This window comes from Andreprevotia chitinilytica DSM 18519, from assembly GCF_000711875.1.
GTDB classification, from domain to species: Bacteria; Pseudomonadota; Gammaproteobacteria; order Burkholderiales; family Chitinibacteraceae; genus Andreprevotia; species Andreprevotia chitinilytica.
The window spans coordinates 275,195-297,501 of the sequence record NZ_JONM01000002.1 but is presented as its reverse complement, the minus strand read 5'-3'; the positions used below and the strand labels follow the sequence as shown (position 1 = coordinate 297,501).

General features: G+C 59.0%; 15 protein-coding genes. 5 read left to right on the top strand and 10 right to left on the bottom strand.

What is annotated here, in order from left to right; genetic code table 11:
- Window positions 1-14: 14 nt before the first annotated feature.
- The 6 genes from BR41_RS24550 to BR41_RS04125 form a co-directional block, all read right to left on the bottom strand.
- The gene (locus BR41_RS24550) at window positions 15-1,964 is read right to left on the bottom strand and encodes a glycosyl hydrolase 53 family protein (protein ID WP_035053154.1); all 1,950 of its coding nucleotides are present in this window, start codon (window positions 1,962-1,964) and stop codon (window positions 15-17) included.
- Window positions 1,965-2,261: 297 nt separating this feature from the next.
- Window positions 2,262-3,152: a maltose ABC transporter permease MalG gene (gene malG, locus BR41_RS04145; RefSeq protein WP_035053152.1), complete on the bottom strand. Its 891-nt coding sequence runs from the start codon at window positions 3,150-3,152 to the stop codon at window positions 2,262-2,264.
- Window positions 3,153-3,194: 42 nt separating this feature from the next.
- Window positions 3,195-4,856 carry a maltose ABC transporter permease MalF gene (malF, locus tag BR41_RS04140; protein WP_245615794.1) on the bottom strand — a complete coding sequence of 554 codons (1,662 nt, stop codon included), beginning with the start codon at window positions 4,854-4,856 and terminating at the stop codon, window positions 3,195-3,197.
- 569 nt (window positions 4,857-5,425) lie between these two features.
- Window positions 5,426-6,637, bottom strand: coding sequence for a maltose/maltodextrin ABC transporter substrate-binding protein MalE (gene malE / locus BR41_RS04135; protein WP_035053150.1), 1,212 nt, complete (start codon window positions 6,635-6,637; stop codon window positions 5,426-5,428).
- A gap of 275 nt (window positions 6,638-6,912) precedes the next feature.
- Window positions 6,913-8,037, bottom strand: a complete 1,125-nt coding sequence (locus tag BR41_RS04130) for an ABC transporter ATP-binding protein (protein WP_035053148.1) — start codon at window positions 8,035-8,037, stop codon at window positions 6,913-6,915.
- Window positions 8,025-10,502, bottom strand: coding sequence for a beta-galactosidase (locus BR41_RS04125; protein ID WP_156970554.1), 2,478 nt, complete (start codon window positions 10,500-10,502; stop codon window positions 8,025-8,027). Before BR41_RS04125 ends, BR41_RS04130 begins: the two co-directional genes overlap by 13 nt.
- A 479-nt stretch (window positions 10,503-10,981) precedes the next feature.
- Between BR41_RS04125 and BR41_RS04120 the strand changes: the two genes are divergently transcribed.
- The 3 genes from BR41_RS04120 (at window position 10,982) to BR41_RS04110 (ending at window position 15,065) form a co-directional block, all read left to right on the top strand.
- Window positions 10,982-12,004 (top strand): LacI family DNA-binding transcriptional regulator, encoded by a 1,023-nt coding sequence (locus BR41_RS04120; protein WP_035053145.1) that lies wholly within the window; start codon window positions 10,982-10,984, stop codon window positions 12,002-12,004.
- A gap of 376 nt (window positions 12,005-12,380) precedes the next feature.
- Window positions 12,381-13,379 carry a glycoside hydrolase family 53 protein gene (locus BR41_RS04115; RefSeq protein WP_035053143.1) on the top strand — a complete coding sequence of 333 codons (999 nt, stop codon included), beginning with the start codon at window positions 12,381-12,383 and terminating at the stop codon, window positions 13,377-13,379.
- A 438-nt stretch (window positions 13,380-13,817) separates the two neighbouring features.
- Entirely contained in the window at window positions 13,818-15,065 is a 1,248-nt protein-coding gene (locus tag BR41_RS04110; protein ID WP_035053141.1) for a maltoporin, read from the top strand.
- A 224-nt stretch (window positions 15,066-15,289) separates the two neighbouring features.
- Here the strand turns inward: BR41_RS04110 and BR41_RS04105 are convergent, their stop codons facing one another.
- Together BR41_RS04105 and BR41_RS04100 are read right to left on the bottom strand one after the other, a co-directional pair.
- Window positions 15,290-15,598, bottom strand: coding sequence for a HigA family addiction module antitoxin (locus BR41_RS04105; RefSeq protein ID WP_035053140.1), 309 nt, complete (start codon window positions 15,596-15,598; stop codon window positions 15,290-15,292).
- Window positions 15,599-15,609: 11 nt separating this feature from the next.
- Complete coding sequence (locus BR41_RS04100; protein WP_035053138.1) at window positions 15,610-15,888, bottom strand: type II toxin-antitoxin system RelE/ParE family toxin; 279 nt, start codon at window positions 15,886-15,888, stop codon at window positions 15,610-15,612.
- A 316-nt stretch (window positions 15,889-16,204) separates the two neighbouring features.
- Between BR41_RS04100 and BR41_RS23975 the strand changes: the two genes are divergently transcribed.
- Complete coding sequence (locus BR41_RS23975; RefSeq protein WP_156970552.1) at window positions 16,205-16,471, top strand: hypothetical protein; 267 nt, start codon at window positions 16,205-16,207, stop codon at window positions 16,469-16,471.
- A complete protein-coding gene (locus BR41_RS04095) occupies window positions 16,464-16,721 on the top strand; it encodes a hypothetical protein (RefSeq protein WP_035053136.1) in 258 nt (85 codons plus the stop codon). The genes BR41_RS23975 and BR41_RS04095 overlap by 8 nt, the downstream gene beginning before the upstream one ends.
- A 267-nt stretch (window positions 16,722-16,988) precedes the next feature.
- Here the strand turns inward: BR41_RS04095 and BR41_RS23970 are convergent, their stop codons facing one another.
- Both BR41_RS23970 and BR41_RS04090 read right to left on the bottom strand, forming a co-directional pair.
- Entirely contained in the window at window positions 16,989-17,270 is a 282-nt protein-coding gene (locus BR41_RS23970; RefSeq protein WP_156970551.1) for a hypothetical protein, read from the bottom strand.
- On the bottom strand, window positions 17,270-22,225 hold the full coding sequence (locus BR41_RS04090; protein ID WP_084186826.1) for an RHS repeat domain-containing protein: 4,956 nt from the start codon (window positions 22,223-22,225) through the stop codon (window positions 17,270-17,272). Before BR41_RS04090 ends, BR41_RS23970 begins: the two co-directional genes overlap by 1 nt.
- Between the last annotated feature and the right edge of the window lie 82 nt (window positions 22,226-22,307).

The window sequence follows — 22,307 nt, the reverse complement described above, 5'->3', positions numbered from 1 at the left end:
GGCCGCTGCATCGTTTACGCGCCTTCCCGCACGAATTCGATGTCGTCGATGTTGCCCCAGGTGCCCGTCTGCGCATCGACGTTGACGCCGATCGTGCAGCTACCGCTGGTAACCTTGATGTCTTTCACCACGTACTGGTGCCACTTCTGCCAGCCGCTATTGACCATCGGCGTCGGTTTCGGCGCTTCGCCGCCGCAATCCTTGGCGAACAGCTCGAACACCTTCTCGCCACTGCCGCCGGCCGACCACGCCCGTAGCGTGTAGTTGCCGTTGGGAATCTTGGTGAAGGTGCGCAGCACCTTGAAGTGGAACGGCTCGCCCAGCCAGTAATGGATGGAATGCTGGCCGCTGTGCGCGTTGCCGGGGTTGCGTTCATTGCTGACCGCGCCGCTGGCGCCTTCGATGGTCCAGCCATCCAGCGTGCCGTTCTCGAAGCCCGGATCAGGGATCAGATTGCGGCGTGGCACGACCTCGACATCCGCTTTCATATCCGGCTGGCCGCTGACTTCGCCACGCAAGGTGAAGTGGCCCGGTGTATTGAGCTTGGCGGCCGGCACGTCGTCCCAGGCGATGAAGACCGGGCGTTCGGCCTCGTCGCTGAACGGCAGGCGCAAGGTCTCTGGCGGCGCCCAGTTTTCGCCGACATAGGCGGTGAGCTGGAGCGGCGCAGCGGCGAGCAGATGCGGGGTATCAGCCGGCGTGCCGGCATCGCGCACCCGCTTGAACACGGCCATCGACGGCAAGGCGCGGCCGGAGAAATCGAACATGGCCTGGTTATCCCACGCGTTGCCCTCACCCGTGCGCCAGCCTGCGCCAGCGACCGGAATCCAGTCCGGCTCCCAGTAGAACAAGCCCAGCCCGCGCCCGGCCGGCACCTTGCTCAGCGCATTGATAGTGTCGCGGATCAGGCTGGCCTGCCCTTGCACACTGGCCTTGTAGCCGGCGGTCTTTTGATTATCGGCACTGAAGATATTGGGAAAGCCGTCGCCATCGGCCAGCGTGTAGGCGTAGGACACTTCCATCACCGCCACCTGCTTTTCGTAGCGGAAGGCGATGTCATCCATATTGTTCTGCAGTTCTTCGACGGTGCCGTGCAGATACGGGTAGTACGACAGGCCGATCACGTCGTAATCGACGCCCTTCTTCTGCAGCATGTCGAACACGCGCCGGTACAGCTCGTTGCTGGTGCCGTTGGCGAGGTGGATCGCCACCTTGATGTGGTTCTTGCTTGCCGCCGCCGGGTCGGTATCGCGCACGCCCTTGATGCCTTGTTTCATCAGCGCGGCAAAGCCGTCATCGCCACCGATGGTTTCACCCGGCTTGGATTTCCACGTTTTGCCATCCGGCCAGAGCATGCCGCCGTTGAGTTCGTTGCCGACCTGCACCATGTCCGGATACACGCCAGCCGTGCGCATCGCCGTCAGCGATTGCACCGTGTATTGGTACACCGCCTGCTCCAGCGCCGCGCCGTGCAGGTCTTTCCACGCGGCGGGTTTGTCTTGTTTCTCCGGGTCGACCCAGAAATCGCTGTAGTGGATATCCAGCAGCACCTTCAGGCCCAAGGCCTTGGCACGCGTCGCCAGACGGATCGTGGTCGCCAGATCGTTGTTGCCGCCACCTTTGGGATCACCTTTATGGGAGATCACCTTGCCACCCTCGACCACGTCTTCACTGTTCACAGGCGTGTGCCACAGGCGCAGACGCAGCCAATTGACGCCGTTGGCCTTGAGGATGGCGAGCGCGTCTTTCTGCTGGCCGCTCTGATCAGAGAACTTGCCGCCGACGCGCTCGATCTGGTCAAGCATCGACACATCCGCGCCCATGATGAAATCAGAACGCAGGTTCGGCACCGGTTGCACGGTGACGGTGCTTGGGATTTCTTGGGCGGCGAGTGCGGCGCTGCTGCCGAAGGCAAGCAGCAGGGAGGCGCAGAGGGTCAGCAGCCGGTGTTGGAAATGGGGCATGAGTTGTTCCTTTGAAAAGCTGTTTTCAAAATCTTCGGCGCTACCGTCCCCCCTTTTTGAAGGGGGGCTAGGGGGGATTTCTGCGGCATCTCAAACTCCACCGGCGTCGAAATCCTCTGGCTGGGCGAATCAACAGATTCGCACGCTCACAATCCCCCTTTGCCGTACGAATCTATTGATTCGCACAGGCATAAAAGGGGGAGGTAAAAACCTGTGGCGCTGAAGTAGCTGCAATTTCCCGTTTGGAAGCGCAGCGCTTAGATCGCTACTTGAGATCGAGCTGAGGTCGTCACGCCATCACCCCTTCACCGACCCCGCCGTCAACCCGGACACCAACCAGCGCTGGGTAAACAGGAAGATCGCCGTGAGCGGAATCCCCGCCAGGATCGCCGTGGCAGCGAAGTCGCCCCACAGATAGCGCTGGTTGAACAGGAACAACCGCGAGCCGATCGCCAGCGTGAGTTTCTGTTCGTCGTGCAACAGCACCGAGGCAACCGGGTATTCGATCATGCCGCCGAGGAAGGCCAGCACGAATACGACGACCAGGATCGGCACTGCCATCGGTAGCAGCACATAGACGAATGCCTGGAATGGCGTCGCGCCGTCGACGCGGGCGGCTTCTTCCAGCTCGTACGGGACAGAATCGAAATAGCCCTTGATCAACCAGATGTGTTGCGCCACGCCGCCGGTGTAGGCCAGCGCCAGACTCCAGTGGCTATCCACGCCCAGCCACGGCACGTATTCGCCGATGCGGTCGAACAGCGCATAAATGGCGATCAAGGCCAGCACCGACGGGAACATCTGCAGCAGCAGCAAGCCGTTCAGCATCAGGGTCTTGCCCTTGAAGCGCATGCGGGCGAAGGCGTAGGCGCTGGTGATCGACAAGGTGAGCGAGATCACCGCCGACAGCAGCGCGACCTTCATCGAGTTCCAGATCCACAGCAGCACCGGGAACGGCGGTTTCACCAGATTGCCGTCGGCATCCTGATAGGACATGCCGAGCGCCAGCTTCCAGTGTTCAAAGCTGATGTGATGCGGGATCAGCGAGCCGCCGGCAAAGTTGCCCGGTCGCAAGGAGATCGAGATGATCATCAGCAGTGGCAAAACGGTGAGCGCGATGAAGGCGATCAGGCCGATGTGTCCGCACAGCACGCGCCAGCGGTTGGATTTCTTGATGACTACAGGCATGTCTGGATGCTCCCCATGTCTCTTCGGTTACGCGTCTTTCGATTACGCGTGCTGGCTGTTGACCTTGAACAGGCGCAGGTTGATGACGGCCAGCGCGGCGACGATCAGGAACACGATCGACGAGATGGCGCAGGCCAGCGCGTAGTTCTGCCCCGAATCCTGGAAGGCGATGCGGTAGGTGTACGACACCAGCAGATCGGTCGCCCCCGCTGGCACTTGCGTATCGAGGAAGTCGGGCGAGCCGCCGGTCAGCAGCGTGATCAGCGTGAGGTTGTTGAAGTTGAAGGCGAATGACGCGATCAGCAGCGGGGCCATCGGCCGCAGGATCAGCGGCAGGGTGATGCTGAAGAAATTGGTCAACGGGCCGGCGCCGACCAGCGCGGAGGCTTCGTAGAGTTCGTCCGGGATCGCTTTGATCAGCCCCATGCACAAGATCATCATGTACGGGTAGGCCAGCCAGGTGTTCACGATCAGCACCATGCTCTTGGCGAGCACCGGATCGGAGAACCAGCTCGGGCGGGTGCCGAAGAACATCTCGATCACCATGTTGATCTCGCCCAGGTTCTCGTTGAACAAGCCCTTGAACACCGGAATCGAGATGAAGGCCGGGATGGCGTACGGCAGGAACAGCATCATCCGGTACACGCCCCGGAAGCGCAGCGCCTCCCAGTTCAGCAGCACCGCCAGCACGATGCCGATGGCGAAGGTGAGCAGCGTATTGAGGCCGGCAAAGGTCACCGTCCACGAAAAGATACGCAGGAAGGGCTCGTGGAACGCCGGATCGGTAAAGATGCGGAAGTAGTTCTGGAAGCCGACAAAGCTGCGGAAGCCCGGCTCCAGCGGTTTGCCATCGGCATGTTCGTAATAGCCGCTGTTCGGGTTCGGCTTGATCAGCGAGCCATCGGCGTTGTCGGTCAGCGTGCCGTCGCGGTTGGCGCGATACGCCGGCTTGGTCTGGGCAAAACGCGTGAAGCTGCTCTGGCGCAACTCGGTGCCATCCGGCAGCACCGCCACCACCTGCTTCAAGCCAGCCTGACGCTTGATCAGCTCCTTGAGCGGCAGCGGCTCGCCCGTCAATGGCGCGCTCTTTGGCGTGGGTTGCAGGATCACGCTGACCGGGCCGGCGTGGATGGAGCGGTTCAAGTCATGATCGACATCGTTGCCTAGCGGCAGATCGACCGGCTTCGAGACAAAGCTGGAGCCGTTGTCATCAGAGAATTGCAGGCGATATTGCGACCCGACGGCATACAGCTTGAGGTCGAGACTGGCATCGCCGGCCGTGCTTTTCTGCAGCAACACCTCGGCCGCGCGCGGCTGGGCCAGCAAGTGCCGGGAGCTGTAATTGGTAAAGCTGATCCCGAGCGTATACAGCATCGGGAACACGATGAAGATGAGCACGCCCATCACGCCGGGCACCACGTAGCGGTAGGCGTAAAGCCGGGGCGATACATAGATATATGTGGTGATCGCCAGCAATACCATCGTCACGGCGGCGTAAATCGGCTGGTGCGCGGTGTAGAGCAGCGTCACCAGCTCCAGGCCGGCCATCAGCGTGATACAGCCCAGGATGGCCAGTGCATAGTGCATGTACGAACGTTTCATGGATGGTGCCAACGCCTTATCTGTAGCGGTCGACTCGAACCCGTAGCGGGTCGGTTTACCAGCCGCCTTTTTCAGCAGCTTTTCTGAATCTCTTGCGGTCATTTCATCTCCCATTTCCCTGACCCTTGCCCATGCGCGGGAAAGGGAATCGGGTGGTGGGCAGCTTGTTTAGAAGCTGCCCTTATAGCGTTTGGTGCAGCCCCCATGAAGGGCTCAATCTCCCCTCGCCCGTTTACGGGAGAGGGGCCGGGGGTGAGGGTGCTGGCAAGTACATCTTCCTTCTCCCTACCCTCTCCCTAGCCCTCTCCCACTTTCCCTGAACAAGGCTAAAAGCCTTGCACGGGATGGGCGAGGGGACGAAAAGCGGCGCACTCATCTCCCCTCTCACACTTGTGGGAGAGGGGCCGGGGGTGAGGGTGCTGGCAAGGACATCGTCCTACTCCCTACCCTCTCCCTAGCCCTCTCCCAACTTTGTAGCCTTGCACGGGATGGGCGAGGGGACGAAAAGCGGCGCACTCATCTCCCCTCTCACACTTGTGGGAGAGGGGCCGGGGGTGAGGGTGCCGGCAAGAACATCATCCTACTCCCTACCCTCTCCCTAGCCCTCTCCCACTTTCCCTGAACAAGGCTAAAAGCCTTGCACGGGATGGGCGAGGGGACGAGAACTGCCCTTACTCGCTCTTCTGCTCACCCTTGATCCGCTTCGCAGCGCGATCCAGGCCAGCCTGTACGCTTTCACGACCTTGGGTGATGTTCTCCAACGCGGCCTTCATCGCCGTCCAGAAGCGCGGCATTTCCGGGGCGCTTGGCATTGGCGTGCCGGCGCGGGCGGCGGCCATGGTGCCTTCGATCAGCGGGTCATTCTTCAGCTCGTTGTAGAAGGCCTTGTTGGCCGGCACGCCCAGCGGCACGGCGGCGTTCATGTCTTTCAGGCCTTCCATGCTCAGCAGGTAGTTTTCGAGGAACTCGGTAGCCAGCGGCTTGTTCGGGCTGGCGCTGGCGACCATTGCGCCAAGCACGCCCACGAACGGCGCGCCTTGCTTGCCGCCGAAGCCGGGGATGGGGGCAACGCCGAAGTTGATCTTGCTCTTCTTCAGGTTGTTCCACGCCCACGGGCCGTTGATGGTCATGGCGGTGCGGCGCTCGTTCATGGCGGCTTCCGCTTCGCCATAGGTAGCGGTTTTCGGCATTGCACCGGCCGCGATCAGCTTCTGGATCGCTTCTGCGCCTTGCACAGCACCCTTGTTGTTCACGCCCGTGTCGCTGGAGTTATACGAGCCATCCGGATTGCGCTTGAACACGTAACCGCCGTTGGCACCGAGCAGCGCCCACGAGTAATAGATTTCGGTGAAGTTCCACATGATGGCGTGCTTGCCTTGCGCAGCCAGCTTCTTGTCCAGCGCCAGCACGTCGTCAAAGCTCTTGGGCGGAGTCGGCACCATGTCCTTGTTGTACAGCAGCGCCACGGCTTCGATCGACAGCGGGTAACCCCAAGTCTTGCCGCCGATGGTCCAGGCTTTCCAGGCTAGCGGGTCGATGCTGTCGATAGTCTTCTTCGAGGGCGTCACCGGGGTGATCAGGCCACCGGAAATCCAGTTGCCAGCCGGGTCATGCGGCCAGATCCAGATGTCCGGGCCTTTGCCGGCGGCGGACGATTGCTCGAACTTGGCGATGGCATCTTCCGGGTGCTCGACCTTGACCGGGATGCCGGTGTCCTTGGTGAATTTCTCGGCGATCTTCTGGATGCCGTCATAGCCCTTATCGCCATTGATCCAGATCACCAGTTTGCCCGGCTCGGCCGCGTGAGCCTGCACGCTCAACATGCCAGCGACGACTAACGCGCCTAAGCCAGTCAGCCGAAAACCATTCACAGTGTTTGCCATTTAAACGACCCCTCTCCTGTTGCTACATGAATATCCCGGTGGCTGCACGCGCGCCGGGTAATGGTCGGGAGTCTGCAAACTCCCGAATTCAGTTTCTAAAAACTTCCACTGCGGCCATTCCCCCCTTCCACGAAGGGGGGTTAGGGGGGATTTCGACGCCGCATCAAATTTCGATGTCAGCGACTATTGAGATGACGCAGAAATCCCCCCTAGCCCCCCTTCGAAAAGGGGGAACAACAGCCCTTACGGCTACGTGCAAAATCGTGAGCCGTTCCTCAACCCCACAACCGCGGCAAAGCGCGCCCGTCCTCACGGAACACATGCGCATTGCCCATCGGCACATGAATGCTCATCACCTCGCCCGCCGCCACGCGGCTGGAGGCATGCAAGCGCACGATCATGGGCACCGAGCGGTCGCCTTCCAGATAGGCGTAGGTGCAATCGCCCAGATGCTCGACCCACTGGATGGTGCGTTGCATGACGTTGTTGCCGGTGGCGGTCGTGGCATGTTCGACATGCTCCGGGCGCACGCCGAGCTGCACCTTGTCACCGATGGCCACGTCTTTTGCCTGCACATTGGCGCGCAGCAGGAAGCCATCACGCGTCTTGATCTGCACACCGGCGGCGGTCACGGCATCCACCGTGCCGTCGAGGAAATTCATCTTGGGCGAACCGAGGAAGCCGGCGACGAACACGCTGCCAGGGCGCTCGTAGAGTTCGAGCGGCGAGCCGATCTGCGCCACGCTGCCGTATTTGGCGACGTCGGCCCCGGTATTGAGCAGCACGATCTTGTCCGCCAGCGTCATCGCTTCGACCTGATCGTGGGTCACGTAGATGGTGCTGGCCTTGGCGTATTCCTTGTGCAGCCGGGCGATTTCGACCCGGGTCTGCGTACGCAGGGCGGCATCCAGATTGGAGAGCGGTTCGTCGAACAGGAACACTTCCGGATCGCGCACCAAGGCACGGCCGATGGCGACCCGCTGGCGCTGCCCGCCGGACAAGGCGCGCGGCTTGCGTTTCAGGAAGCGGTCGATCTGCAACATGCTGGCGATGCCGGCCACGCGAGACTGGATGTCTTCTTTGGAAACACCGGCCAGCTTGAGGCCGAACGCCATGTTCTGCGCCACATCCATGTGCGGATACAGCGCATAGCTCTGGAACACCATCGACACGTTGCGCTCGGACGGGGCCAGCTCGTTCACACGCCGGCCGCCGATCTTCATGTCACCGGTGGTGATGTCTTCCAGCCCGGCGATCATGCGCAGCAGCGTGGATTTGCCGCAGCCGCTGGGGCCGACGAATACACAGAATTCACCATCGGCGATCTCTAGCGAGACGTCGTTGATGACCTGAACGCTGTCATAGGATTTGCATACATTCTTAAGCGTTACGCCCGCCACGTTGATGTCTCCAGACTGGATTGCTCGGCTTGGGTGGCCGGCACGGCGGGCTGGCGTTCAAAGCCCAGCCGTGCCGTGCGCTGGCTCACCAGTTGCACGTTGTTGAGATGCGCGCCGGCGCTGGCCTTGGCCAGTTTTGCCTGCGCGCTGGATTCGATAAAAATGGGCGCGTCCTGATGGGTGGGCAGGATGTGCAGTTCCAGTACCGGCTTGCCCTGAGCACCGGTCGGATACAAGCGATCCAAGGCCACCTCGAAGACGTCGCCGTCGTAAAACTGGTCGTCGATCAACACGCCATCGGCGTACAGACGCGCGGCATCGCCGGCATAGTCGATCTGCAGCAGCAGCCGGCCGGCAGCCGGGTCGATGTCGTTCGGCAAACTGATGCGCCAGACGCCAGCGTGCTGGTAGATCGCGTCATCCGGCGCGGTCGGCACCGGGGCTTTGCGCCAGGAAATCGGCGGGCCGAAACGCAGCGGCTGCGGGGTGGCCAGCCGCAACAAGGTGGTCGCCACTTTCACCGGCGCTGCCGCCGACACGGTTTGGGAGAACAGCGTGAATGCGCCCTGCCCGTTCGCCTCGCCGCCGTGTAAATCATCAGCCGGATAAATCGCGACCCGCGCCATGCCGTCACTGCCGGCACCAACCACCAGCGCCTCGCCCTCCTGATACAGACTGCCCGACTGGCCCCAGGCCAAACGCCAGCGGCCGTGCAATTTGATCGGTGTACAGCGCTCGGCGATCTGCTGCGATAACACGATCACCGTATGCCGCTGACCGGCGTGATCGGTGAGGGAGAAACAGCCAGCCTCGTCACCTGTCGAATGCCGGATGGTGATGACGCTCTCCTCGACCAGCACCGACGACGATGCTGCTTCCACGGCGGCAACCGAATCGGCATCGAAACAGAATTCGACCGGGATATTGGAAGTGGCGAAGTAGACGGCGCACGTACCAGCGGCATCGGCAAAACGCGTCAGCGGTTGCGCGGTGGCATAACGCAACACCACACCGCCCAGGCGCTGCATGACCGGCCAGATGAAGAACGCGCCGGCCGGCACATCGACCGGTTGCGCCGGGATGGCGATGGTCTGGTCGGCCAATTCGACTTGCAGCTGCACGCCGGCAAACAGGGGCATCGGATGATGGCGAACATGATTGTTGACGAACACGAAGCCGCTCGTGCCATCGCCGCGACCGCATACCCGCAGGCGCGTCTTGTCGGCCGGATCGATTGGCGCATCGTCGCGCAGCTTGGCATCCATCGTCGCCAGCGATGCGCCATAGGCGGCAACGAAATGATGCAGCGTCGCCAGCCGGCCGAACGACGTCCGTACCTGGCCGTATTGGCCCAGCGGCGCGTGGAAGTCGTAACCGAGCTGCGGTACATCGTTGGGGTAGCCGGTGTCTTGCGTTTCGTTGAGCCAGCCATGCTCGCCCACCGGATTGGTGCCGCCGTGATACATGTAATAGCCGTACAGATTCGCGCCCGAGCCGAGCTGGGTCAGCGCCGTGGCGGTCACGTCGTCAGCAGTGACCACCGGGCGACGGTGATAAGACATATGCATGCCACCACCCGCTTCAGCCAGGAAGAACGGGTAATGGCGCTTATCAATCTGGCCGCTGGCGGGCGTGCCGCCAACATTGCCCATCTCGCCAATCGCACGGTCGGTATTAAAGAGGAACACGCCGGACGCGGGCAGCGGGCCGGTTTCGCCACTCCAGAAACCATCTGCATACGCGCCCGAGACCGGGATCACCTCACGCGGCGGAATATCCAGTGTCGGCCAGCCGGTTACGGTATAGAACGGCACCTTGAGGCCGGCTTCGATGGCGATCTGCTTGAGCGCCGCAATATGCTCCGCGCCACAGTTCGGGCCGGTGCGGTCGTATTCGTTTTCCAGCTGCACCGTCACCACCGGGCCGCCCGCTTGCCACATCAGGCCATCGACCTGCTGGCCGATCTCGCCATAGAAGCGCGTGACGTGCGCGAGGTAGTCAGCGGCATTGCAACGCAGTTGTGGCAATTGCAGCAGCCAATCCGGAAAGCCGCCATTGCGCGCTTCAGCATGCACCCACGGGCCAACGCGCAACGAGAACAACAAGCCAACCTGATCGACCAGCTGCACGAACCGGCGCAAATCCTTGTTGCCTTGCCAATCGAACTGGCCGGTGTTTTCTTCGTGATGATTCCAGAACACATAACTGGCGACGATCTGCACGCCGCCCGCCTTCATCTTGCGCAGCTCGGCTTCCCACTCGTCCGCCGGGTAACGCGAATAGTGGAACTCACCCATGATCGGCAGCCACGGCTGGCCATCCCGCTCGAGATAGCGGCTGTTGACGGTGAGCGTGCCGCGCGGGCCGGTGTTCCAGTGTTGCGCCAGGAAGCCGGTTTCCGGTTCGGCGACGCTCACTGGCAGAGTCAGCCGGATCGTGGATGTAGAGGTCTGCGGGGTAGTCACGGGGGTGCTCACTAGCCTGTGGGTTCCGGTTTTGTAGTCTGCCGGTGCGGCCTTCCAGTTTGGCGATAGGCCCAAATGGCAAATCGCGTTGTCTTGCTGTCGTCCACACCGGCTTACAAGAAAATTTAACCGCTTAAATTTGTAGGTTAAGCGGTTTACCTACATTCAATTTCTCAATGCCCAAGGGATATCGCAATAAGGGTAAATACCTACACAGCACCAGAACTGTGCCGGGATGCGTGTTTGTGCGCCAATTTATGCCAGTTACAGGCCAGATCGAGCGCCACACTGGGCGGATGAACGGTGGCATGGCGGGTAAACACGGTGGAAACAGGTGTCACATTTCCGTCACCTGTAGTCGATTCTACGCAATAACGTAACTATTGACATTCTTTCGGCAGTTTGCTTTGATGGATTAAGCGTTTAATCCGCACCTCTTTGGTGCAACGCAACAAGAATTGGGCATTCACACATCAACAATGACGACACTCGCAGAAGTAGCCCGCCAGGCGGGCGTAACAACGGCAACCGTCTCCAACGTGCTGCGCGGTCGCGGCAAGGTGGGCGAGGAAACGCGTCGCCGCGTGCTGGCAATCGTCGAGGAGCTGGGCTATCGCCCCAACCTCACGGCGCGCGCGCTGGCCGAAGGGCGTCCGCTCACCTTGGCACTGGTGGTGTCGAGCATCGCCAACCCGTTCTATCCGCAATTCGCGCTGGCAGCAGAACAAGCGGCGCGCAAGCAGGGTTACTTCCTGATTGTCTGCAACACCAATGACGACCCGGCGCTGGAACGTGCCTATCTGGACGAAGTAGGCGGATCGCTGGCGCATGGCGTGCTGGTGATGAATGCGGATTTCGTCGAGCAGGATGTACTGCTGGCGGCAGAAAAACGCGGCACGTCGATCGTGTTGTGCATGTGGGAGCGCCCAGAGCAACCGCCAGAGCTGCCCTCCATCGCGGTGGACTTCTACCGCGCCGGCGAAATCGCGGCCGAGCACTTGCTGGAACTGGGCCACCGCCATGTCGGCGCGATTGTCGGTAGTGAACGCAATGGCAACCACATCTGGCGCTATCGCGGTTTCTGCGACGCCATGGCGCGAGCCGGCGTGACCGATGTGGCCGAGCACACCTGTTTTGGTCACGACACCATCGAAGCCGGCCACGACGCCGCCGAGCGCTTGCTGACCGGGCCCAAGAAGCTATCCGCCATCTTCGTCACCAACGATTTGCCGGCGCTGGGCGTGCTGCAGACGGCGGTGGATCTGGGTTTGAAAGTGCCGACCGATCTATCGGTGATCGGGATTACCGATATCCAGCTGGCGCGGCAAATCCGCCCGGCCCTGAGCACGGTGGCCGTGCCGACGCAGGAAGCCGCCGAGATGGCCGTCAATCTGTTGTTGAGTCTGATCAAGGGCACGCCGCGCACCGGGCAGCCACCGATGCTGGTGACATCCGTGCCGCGACTGGTTGTGCGGTCTTCGAGCGGGCCGGCGAGTTTTTGAGCGGCCAATGAAAGCACACAACTCCCCTCGCCCACTTGTGGGAGAGGGGTCGGGGGTGAGGGTCGTGCCAAGTTCAGCGCCCTTTTCAACACCCTCTCCCTAACCCTCTCCCACTTTCCCTGAACAAGGTTAAAAGCCTCGCACGGGATGTGAGAGGGAACAAAAATCGCAAGCAGCTCTACAGGAACACTTTGCTTTGGCTAGTACCACGACTGATGTGTTTTGCCACAACCAGGAGGTCGCCTATCGAAAGTCCCTTACCAAGCAGTCTCAAGTCACACGTATTTGGTTCGTATCACGACATCGTCCCGCATGCAGGCTCAAGCCCGGCGGGATCAACTTGTAAAAGTCGTACCAGTATCAGGAGACAACAGAAATGCAGCATTCATCGTTCGTACGCAGGCTGAAAATCGGCCTCTGCTCGCTGTTCTTTGCATTGCCGCTGACTACCCAGGCAGCCACCTTCGCCAACGGCGCGGATGTGAGCTGGGTGGATCAGGAAGAATCGAGCGGTTACGTATTCCGCAATTCAAGCGGCGTGGCCACCGACCCGTTCGTGTTGTTGAGCAACCTCGGCATCAATGCCATCCGCTTGCGCGTCTGGGTCAACCCGACCGGGGGCTGGAATGACGGTGCCGACGTGCTCTACAAAGCCAAGCGCGCCGCGGCGCTGGGCCAGCGGATCATGATCGACTTCCACTACAGCGATAGCTGGGCCGATCCGGGTCAGCAAACCAAACCAGCGGCGTGGAGCAGCCACACCTTCTCCGCCCTGACCAGCGACGTTTACAACCACACCTACAGCATCCTCAATTACCTGAAAACCAACGGCATCACGGTGGAGTGGGTCCAGGTCGGCAACGAGATCAACAGCGGCATGTTGTGGCCGTCCGGCAGCACGTCCAACTTCTCGCAACTGGCGCAGCTGATCAACCAGGGCTACAGCGCGACCAAGACGGTCTACCCAAGCGCCAAGGTGATCCTGCATCTGGCCAACGGTTATGACGATGCCACCTTCCGCTGGTTTTTCGATGGCGTGAAAGCAGCCGGCGCCAACTGGGATGTGGTCGGCATGTCGCACTACCCGCCGGCAGCCAGCTGGGCCACTTATAACAGCCAGCTCGCCACCACGATGTCCGACATGGTGTCGCGCTATGGCAAGCAAGTGATCATCAGCGAAGTCGGCATGGACTGGACGCAAGCCAGCGTTGCCAAAAGCATGCTGAGCGACGTGATCACCAAGGTGAAGGCGCTCGGCAGCAACGGCTTGGGGGTGTTTTATTGGGAGCCGGAGGCTTATCCGGGCTGGCAGGGCTACACCATGGGCGCCGTCAACGCCTCGGGTGAATTCACCAGCGCAATGTCGGCATTTTGAGCGGATTTCTGAAAAATGTTGCTTACAAACAACAGCTACAAAAATTCCGCAATGCACCATTTAGGGGAGAAAACTGACTACACCTCGCTCGCTCTTGGGGCGCTTTCATGAGGGGTCGATCCATGCAAGCAGGAACAAAAAACCCAATCCACTCAATGGCTTGCGCAGCCAAATCAGTAGCAACCCTAACCCCGGGTCAAAACCCCGGAAAAAGAAAAAGCCCCAAGGCAGTGCCTTGAGGCCTTAAGCAAAACACCTTGTTACACCAGTCCACTTTTCTGGGCAGGCTGGTGATGCACACAAGCATTACAGCGGCATTTATGCAGTACGCCGCTTGTTGTACCCAAACGTGGCAAGGGTCGTTGCAGCGACCCGAGCTACCTGAAGCACCCGTGCGCGCACGGGTATCCCACTTGAGTAGATGAGAGAGTATCAAATATGGCACACAAGTTCCGCATTACCCTCATTGCGGCGGCCGTGATGTTGGCTTCCGGCGCAACGGCTTTTGCAGCAGACGTCGACACCGTGCTCGGCAAGATTTCCACCGACGGCTATTTCCGCGCCGGTTGGGGCGAAGCCGGCAAGGGCGGCACGCAAGAATGTTTTGGTATCGGTTGGGCGGGTAAGTACCGTCTGGGCAACGAGTGCGATTCCTACGCTGAAATCGGCTTGTCCGCTCCGGTCGTCCAGCAAGCCAACGGTGCGCTGTGGAAAGTCCACACCATGATCGCAGCCGATGCGCCGAACGCCGACTGGGGTTCCACCTCCAGCAACGTCAAGTTCGCGCAGAACTATGTGTCGCTCGAGAAGTTCACTACCGATTCGGCGCTCTCCACCGCCACCCTGTGGGCTGGTAAGCGTTACTACGATCGTCCGGACATCCACATCCTCGATTACAAATACTTGGTGGCTGACGGCACTGGCGCCGGTATCGAAAACATCGACATCGCCAACGTCGGCAAATTCAGCTACGCCATCATGCGTCCGACACCAGACGCTACCGGCCATCGCACCGCCATCGAAAACCTGTTCAAGCTGTCCGACGTCAAGGCTGGCCCGGGCTCGTTCACCTTCAACCTCGGCCTGACCAAGGGTCACGCGTCGAGCGACGTAACCAACCCTGATACGCCGAATGGCTGGTATCTGTCCGCACTGTATGACCACCCGGTCAGCGATCTGGGCTGGAACCGCGTCGGCGTGCAATATGGTAAGGGCGGTAACGCTAACGGCAACTTTGGCCAGGTAAACATGTGGGCGAATTCCGGCGATTCGACCACCCAGGTCTTCGACAACTTCACGCTGGAGCCGAAGGGCACCAAGTGGACCGTGCTGGGTAACCTGCTGTATCGCAAGGACAAGGCCGCACTGACCGGTACCGACAACACGACCTTCACTGTCGGCGCACGCCCGCAATACCACTTCACCGATATCTTCGGCCTGGCAACGGAAGTGGGCTACACCACTTTCCAACCGGGCGTCGGCGAGAAGCAAAAGCTGGCCAAGGCTACGGTTGCTCTGACCGCAGCTGCGGGCAGCGGCGCATATGCCCGTCCGGAACTGCGTCTGTACTACACCTACGCCAAGTGGAACAGCGCCGCACGTGCCGCCATGTTTAGCGGCAGCGACGTTTATGCCAACTCGTCGTCGGGCAGCTCGTTCGGTATCCAAGCTGAAGCTTGGTGGTAAGCCGCAGGACTTAACGCAGTACGTAGTACCTGCCCTAGCCTCGTGCTAGCGCAGTGAGCAGCAGACACGCATTCAGGGGGAGGCCATTGGCACTCCCCCTTTTTTTGCTGCTGAAAAATAGGGAGAGACCCGCGTAGCACGGGTTAGCCGCAAGGCGTAACCCGCGATCTTGGCGCGTGATTCAGGCGTCGTTCTGCACGGGTCAGATGACCTGACCTACACGCTCAGGCCGCATGACGGGTAGTTTCATAACGCGGAATACGCGCCAGCACCTCGGTCATGGCTTCACGCGCCATTTCCATGTCGTAATGCGACTGCAGATTGAGCCACGATTGCGCATCCGTGCCGAAAAATGCCGCCAGCCGTAGCGCCGTATCCGGCGTAATGGCTCGTTTGCCGTGGCAGATTTCATTGATGCGCCGCGCCGACACTCCAATGGCCTTGGCCAGCGCGTATTGGCTGATGCCCAGCGGCTCCAGCCAATCGAGTTGCAAGATCTCGCCGGGGTGGGCGAGCGGAATTTCCCTGGTCATGTCCTTGCTCCTTAGTGGTAGTCGACGATTTCAACGTCAGTGGCAATGCCAGCCTCAAAGCGGAAGCACACCCGCCACTGATCATTCACGCGAATGCTGTATTGGCCGGCGCGATCACCCTTCAAAAGCTCAAGCCGGTTGTTGGGCGGAATGCGCAGGAAGTCCAACGACGTCGCAGCATTGAGCTGCTGCAGCTTGCGCAGCGCCACGCTGGCGATATTGGCAAACCGTGCGACATGCCGCCCCTCAAACAACGCTTTGGTATCACGGCATCGGAATGAAGTAATCATGCAGCCAATAGTAACGCAACACGTTACTAACGCGAAGCGTTAATGGCATTGACCACGCCAGATGGATCGAGATACCTTGCACTGTCGCGTTCAATAGCGCGACCGGGTTTAGCAGCCTGAGTATTGTTGGCGGACAGCCGCGTAAGCGGTTTTTTTGTCCCTAATGCCTTAGTACGTCCTCCGTGGCGGGCTGAGGTGGTGAGCCTTCGGGCTGCCGGTTGCCGACAATGCCGGTCTGCTAACGCCGCCTCGTGCCCGCCCCCTTCGTTTAGCAGCGAAGCAGCGGGAATCCATCCCGTAATTGTCGGAGGCAATCATGCCGAACTCTCCACACAGTACCCCCGCCCCACCCGCCCCCAACCACCTCATCGCCCAAGCCCTCGATGGCTTCGCCGAGCTGGACCGGATTTTCACCATCCTCACCAACCTGATCGACCCACGTGGTATCGGCTACCAGCTGGCACGTGACGGCAGCCGGTTGGCGGCACGGCACCGGACAGCAATGCAAATCTTGCAAGCCGGCGCACTCACAGATCGCCGACGGACACCTCGTTGCCCCCGTATCGGAGGCCGCCATGTCTAATCGCCACAGTCCCGCACCCGCGCTCACCATCGACGATTACAACAACATCGCCAACGTCGGCCTGGACCGCATCGCCCAATTGGGCTGCGTATTCCGCGCCTTGGTCGAAACCACCGAGCCGGAATCCCATCCGCATCACCTGGCAAAGATCGGCACGTATCTGTCGGAAGAATGGCATTTCGCGCTGGATACGGCCCGCTACGAGACCGTGCAACGGCTCAAGCCGCCGCGCCCCACGGATCGACGTTAGCGAGGCGGGGGCCCGCGATATAGCGGGTTTGAGAATCAGATGTAGCAAAAACACCGACTGGGACTCCAGTCGGTGTTTTTGTGATGTGCATTTGTAGGGCGGAACACCCAAAGGGCGTTCCGCCACATCTCAAATTGCCATTCGACTCAAGTCACCGTCATCATGCCAGCGACACCTCACTACGTTCGGCTGCAATACGGCGCACTGCCCTACGGGGAGTGCGCCCTACGCGCTGAAAATGAGATTTTTGAAACTCCCTTTCGGTATTCACAATGATGGAATAACTGCTGATGCGGTATCCAGAGTATTCCCATTAATGGAGACACTAAGTGTTGAATCTTTCCAAGAAGTAACGCAAATCGATTCCTCACCACAATCAAGTTCAATGAATGAATTTGCAGCTGGCCCCACACCACACATTCTTACCTCATCATTCAACTTAATTTGAATTTCTTCACCCCAAGGCTCAAGTACAAGTTGCGAGATTTTTTTTGAAGAAATTTTAATTAGCACATTCACTTCAGCTTTGTCACTTTTCTGATATGACATTATTTTCCTCCAAGCTCAAGTATGCGAGCCATGAGTTTCGCGCGCTCAATCGGAGTGGGCGTATTTTTCAAGGCAGTTGGATTGGTGCTTTTCAAGTATGAAGCTACATTCTCATACCAAGTTTGAATGGCTTTAATATCTTTAGCGGCAACCTGCTCCAATATCTCGCTGGCCTTTTCTGAGGTCATGTCGGCCGCAGCCTTGGTGGCATCTGCTGCGCCCCTTCCCCAATTCACGATATTTTTACCAATTTCTTGAACCGACAATTCACTTACCAAAGCCGGCATTCCTGGCTTAATGGCTACCGTTGTGAACATTGACGTAAATCGCAAAAAACTCCAAGAGGGCACAATATAGAATTCGGGGTGAACTTCAATTAAACCGTTGCGCTCCCACGAGGCAGTTGTGGCCGCAAAACCACCTCCAACACAGTTACCGCAGCTCTGCCCCTTGATGCCAAGCATACCCGCATAAGGACCTGCGACTTGATCGGCAGTTGCGCCTTCCCATCTCCCATCAGGATCGACATAGCGGAACGGATTGTTATTTGCATAGGCATAGCTATTAAAGCTCTGTACATTGCTTTCCCGGAAATCCACCGGATCCATGCTTGCAAACCGCCCCACCACCGGATCATAGAACCGCGCGCCGAAGTATTCGAGACCGGTTTCATCATCCAGCACCTTGCCACCGAACCATTGCTTGTTGTTCTCGTTGGCAACGCCACCGGCCAGCTTGGAGCCATATGGATAGTAGTTGGCGTTCCACAGCAAGTTGCCCAGCTTGTCGGTGGCTGCGATCGGGCTACCGACCGGATCAGCGTGATAGTACTCGGCGCTGTTGACCGTGGTGCCGTTGACGCTCTGCTGGATCAGATCGGCGACTTTCTGGATGCCGAGGTACAGGTGTTCACGGGTTTCTCCGGTGTAGGCGTCGTATTCCGCGATCAGGTTGTTGCCACCGTAGAACTGGTGTTTGTCCTGCAGCGGGCCTTGGGTACGGATACGGCTGCCCTTGCCGTCGTAGATGTAGATGTAGTTCTTGGCACCAGTGACGGTGACGAGGTAGCCCAGATCGTCATAGCCATAGTTCTGGCCCGTGCCCCGGTTCTTGATATTGCCGTAGACATCGTACTGGTAGTTGAAGGTCTGGCTGCCGCCGACGCTAAGCAGTTTCTGGCTGGTGGCGTCGTAGTTGTAGTTCAGGACGTAATTGCCGTTGGGCATCGTGACCACATTGCCACCACCGTCCAGCACGACACCGCCGCCACCCATGACTTGTGTGGTGAGGTTGCCATTGCCGTCATAGCTGATCCCGCCGTTGCCCCAAGAGCCGTTGGCGAGCGTCAGGCGATCCAGCGCGTCGTAATCCAGCGTGCGATTGGCCGACGGGTAAGCGGAATCGGTGATGGTTTTGACATTACCGGCCCCGTCGTAGCCGTAGCTGCGATTCAGGTAGGCAGTGCTGGTGCCGGTGGTGGCGCACGGGGTGCTGCTCAGGTAGCCGCTGCCATCCCGCGTTGCGACGACCAGCGGGGTGGAGGTGGTGCCGCCACTGCTGGACGAGCCGGTGCTGGTTTGCGGCGGAATCGGCAGCGGAATGCTCAGGTCGTCGTCAACTGCGAGCATGGTGAACGTCGCCGGGGTACGCACCAGCGTGCCTTCAGCATTCGCCACCCAGTAGTACGGGCCTTGCGCATCGTATTGCAGTGCCGGCGTCACCGCCGGGGTGGTTGGCGTGCTGGTGGAACCGATGGTGCAGCCGGCGCCACTGACGCCCTTGCCGGTAGTGATTTGGCCGACCCACTGGCGGTTGGTCAGGCTTTGGGTAGTGACGGTGCCATTGGCGTACAACAGGCTTTGCACCACGCCATTCGGGTAGTACCACACACCGGGGACGGCATCGCCGACTTGGGTCGGACGGCCAAAGGCATCCGGGCTGTAGTTCACCGTGCGGCCAGATGGATACACGGTATGGTCGTGCGCGTCGTTGCCGTTGTAGTAGTAGCTGAGCGCGAAGGTCTTGGCGCCGTCGCTGCTGGTCTCGGCGATGACGTTGTTGTTGGCGTCGAAGCCCCAGTGGTGCAGCGTGCTGCCGTAGGCAATGTCGGTGACGTTGCTGTTGAGGTCGTAGCTATAGACGGCACTGGTGTTCTGCGCCGGGTTGCTCACCGTCTTGAGGCGATTGAGGTTGTCATACGTGCTGAGGCTGGTGTTGCTGCCGGCGACCTGGTGGCTGGTCATGTTACCGACGGCATCACGGCCGAAGGTGGAGGTGCCGGTTTCCGGATCGGTGCGGTTGACCAGGAAGTAGCGGCCATCATAGGTGTAGCTGCGGCTCTTGCCATTTTGCGTGACCTTGGAGATCTGTCCCATGAGGTTGCGCTGGATCGACACCCCTGCACTTTCCTGGGTTTGGGTCAGGACGTTGATTAGTTGCTTCTGATCCGGGTCGCCATAGCTGGCAAAGGTACGGATGGTCTTGAAACCGCGCTCGTTGGTTTCGCTGACCGTGTTGGCGCCGTCCGCGTCGTATTGGTACACCACCGCAGTATTGTCGCCGTGGGTTTGCTTGGTAACGCGGTTGAGTGCGTCGTAGTTGTTAATGGTTTCGCCGAGCGAGGAGGATGGGTAGGACTCGAAGGTCTTGCGACCCAGCACGTCATAAGTGCGGTTGATGGCCACGCCGTTGTGGATGGTTAAGAGGCTGCGACCGTAACCGTCATACTGCTCTACCAAGCTGTCGTTGCCACGGCTAGCGCTACGAATGAACGGCGTTGTTTTGCTGTAGGTAATGCTGGTCGGATTGTTCAACGGCGGCGTGATACCTGCTAGCCGATCCATCGGGTCATAACTGTAGCGAGTGGTATTGCCCTTGCCATCGGTTTGCGCCGTGATATTGCCGTAGCTATCCACTACTCGCTTCAGCACCACGCCTTCCGGCAGGTCATCCTCTTGCGGTGTACCGAAGGCGTAGGTCCTATAGGTGGTCGTGTTGCTTCGGGCATCGGTCTTGGTATTGACTTTGCCGAATGGCCAGTAGGTATAGGTAGTGGTGACACCGTTATTGGTTTCGCTCAACAGATCGCCTGTAGAGCTGCCATTGGGGGTCTTAGCAAATACCCGTGCAGTAGAAGCCGTTTGGTTGCTACCACTATTGGTACTCGCCGTAACGGTTTCGCTGGTAACCGCACCAAGAATCCAGGCTGTCTGTGCGCTGAGATCCGGATCATAGGTATAGGCGGTGGTACGACTAAACTTACCCGTATCGCCACTGGATTCAGTGATCGAATTCGGGCGTCGATAGGAGTCGGGCGAATTGTAGGCTGTTGTATACGTTGTGCCGTTACGGGTGATCTTCTTTTGCGCAAGGAATGGCGCGTAATAGGCTGGCGCAGTACAAGACATTGCTGTCGTGTTACCGGTAATTGTCCCCCCCATATCCCCAAAAAACCATTGTGGCGTTGAGCCAACCTGTATCGGTTGCCAGCTATAAGTCTCTTGCTGCAGCCCAGCAGTGTCTTTGCTCAATAGCAAGCCGATTTGCCACGGTGTACAACCACTCAGACTGTCATAAATGGTTGCGTACTGGTAAGTGATGACGCCACTAGGAGTATTGATGTGGCGAATACCCGCCGTACCCGAGCCTGGAGTAGGCATCGCCGCGCCAGGCTGGAACTCTGGCAAGGTCCACGTACCACCATCACTGGTCGTTTTTTGCCATAAAACTGGATGATCGTACTCTCGGGCACCTTTTTGAAGAATCGTAGCCGCCCAATCGGTCGAATTAAAACAGCCTGTGGCATTGCTCTGAGGACACGTAAATGGGCCGAGTAGCTGTGGCAAATAATTCCTGAATTGGTAAGTTGTCGTCCCACCGTATGGCGTTTGCGCACTGGTAACTGTAGGGAAATAGCGATCGACAATTCCACCATTCGGGTCAGTGATCTCGAAAACATTATTAAATTTAAACACCCATTTAGCGCCATCTGGCTGCGTAATCGTGGTGCTCAAAGCCGAGTAATAATAAGGAGGGAAATTGCCAACCGGGTCGTAAACCGAATTGCCATCATACGCAAACGACCAAGTTCTGGATCCATAGGAAACCGACGAAACAAAGTCGCCACTCCATTGCAGCGTAATATGGTTACCGTCCACCTGATTCGAAAGATCAACCAAATGGCTAGGGTCAGCCGAATCGTAGACCGCAACCTGAGTTTGATTGTTGCGATCGGTCACATTGACTGCGCCATTGTAGACGCCTTGCCGATAGGTACGAGCATCCCCATAGTCGTAGCCGGTATCATCCGGATTCGTTGACGGATAAGGGGTCAGCCTTGGAAAGACGATCTCATTATAGAGATAGTAATGATTGAAAGAAAATTGAGTACCATCTGGCGAATAACCAACGCATATTTGAGCGCTTTGACAAACCAATTTGAAATTGGAGCTTGATTGCCAAGTCGTGGTTTGCTGCGAAGGGGTGCGTCCAGTCAGAGCCGAAGTAAGAAATAACCATTCGGTGCTACCGTCAGGATGTTCCAATACGGCGGGCGGGGCGTATTGCTGCGATTGTGGTGTCGTCGCAAGCATGAAGTCGGGAAAACGAACACGCCAGTAATGCACGGCGGCACGGGATTGATCCTGCGCATTGAACGACCAGTACACCGAAAGTGGAATGCCGCCGTTACTTGGGATATCAAACATCTTTACCGCAAGCCGCAGGTTTCCCTGGAACGGATCGATGTCTTCAAATTGGCCGCCCATGGCGTCGCGCTTCGAACCTGGCGCATCGATGCTAAATCGTTCCGGGAATGCCTGCGAAACCCAGTCAGTGCTGGTGCCAGAGGCACCTGAGGTATCCGTAGAACCAGAAGATGTGGTTGTGTCGGCTATGGCAAATGGCATAGCCAACATGCTGATACTCAGCACAAAAGCGCGAAGAAGGTTTTTCATGGGCGGGAACTATTGTTATTGGTAATGGGCGATGCAATCGCCGGCGCGGCAGCGGGGTAGAACGTGGCTCAATCAAGCTTCA

Excerpts from the sequence above, each read along its gene's own strand:
- BR41_RS23975 (WP_156970552.1), top strand. The coding sequence starts at position 16,205 with ATGCCGAACTCTCCACACAGTACCCCCGCCCCACCCGCCCCCAACCAC.
- BR41_RS04095 (WP_035053136.1), top strand. The coding sequence starts at position 16,464 with ATGTCTAATCGCCACAGTCCCGCACCCGCGCTCACCATCGACGATTAC.
- BR41_RS04115 (WP_035053143.1), top strand. The coding sequence starts at position 12,381 with ATGCAGCATTCATCGTTCGTACGCAGGCTGAAAATCGGCCTCTGCTCG.
- BR41_RS23970 (WP_156970551.1), bottom strand. The coding sequence starts at position 17,270 with ATGTCATATCAGAAAAGTGACAAAGCTGAAGTGAATGTGCTAATTAAA.
- malE (WP_035053150.1), bottom strand. The coding sequence starts at position 6,637 with ATGGCAAACACTGTGAATGGTTTTCGGCTGACTGGCTTAGGCGCGTTA.
- BR41_RS04105 (WP_035053140.1), bottom strand. The coding sequence starts at position 15,598 with ATGACCAGGGAAATTCCGCTCGCCCACCCCGGCGAGATCTTGCAACTC.
- malF (WP_245615794.1), bottom strand. The coding sequence starts at position 4,856 with ATGACCGCAAGAGATTCAGAAAAGCTGCTGAAAAAGGCGGCTGGTAAA.
- BR41_RS04120 (WP_035053145.1), top strand. The coding sequence starts at position 10,982 with ATGACGACACTCGCAGAAGTAGCCCGCCAGGCGGGCGTAACAACGGCA.
- BR41_RS04100 (WP_035053138.1), bottom strand. The coding sequence starts at position 15,888 with ATGATTACTTCATTCCGATGCCGTGATACCAAAGCGTTGTTTGAGGGG.
- malG (WP_035053152.1), bottom strand. The coding sequence starts at position 3,152 with ATGCCTGTAGTCATCAAGAAATCCAACCGCTGGCGCGTGCTGTGCGGA.
- BR41_RS04110 (WP_035053141.1), top strand. The coding sequence starts at position 13,818 with ATGGCACACAAGTTCCGCATTACCCTCATTGCGGCGGCCGTGATGTTG.
- BR41_RS24550 (WP_035053154.1), bottom strand. The coding sequence starts at position 1,964 with ATGCCCCATTTCCAACACCGGCTGCTGACCCTCTGCGCCTCCCTGCTG.
- BR41_RS04090 (WP_084186826.1), bottom strand. The coding sequence starts at position 22,225 with ATGAAAAACCTTCTTCGCGCTTTTGTGCTGAGTATCAGCATGTTGGCT.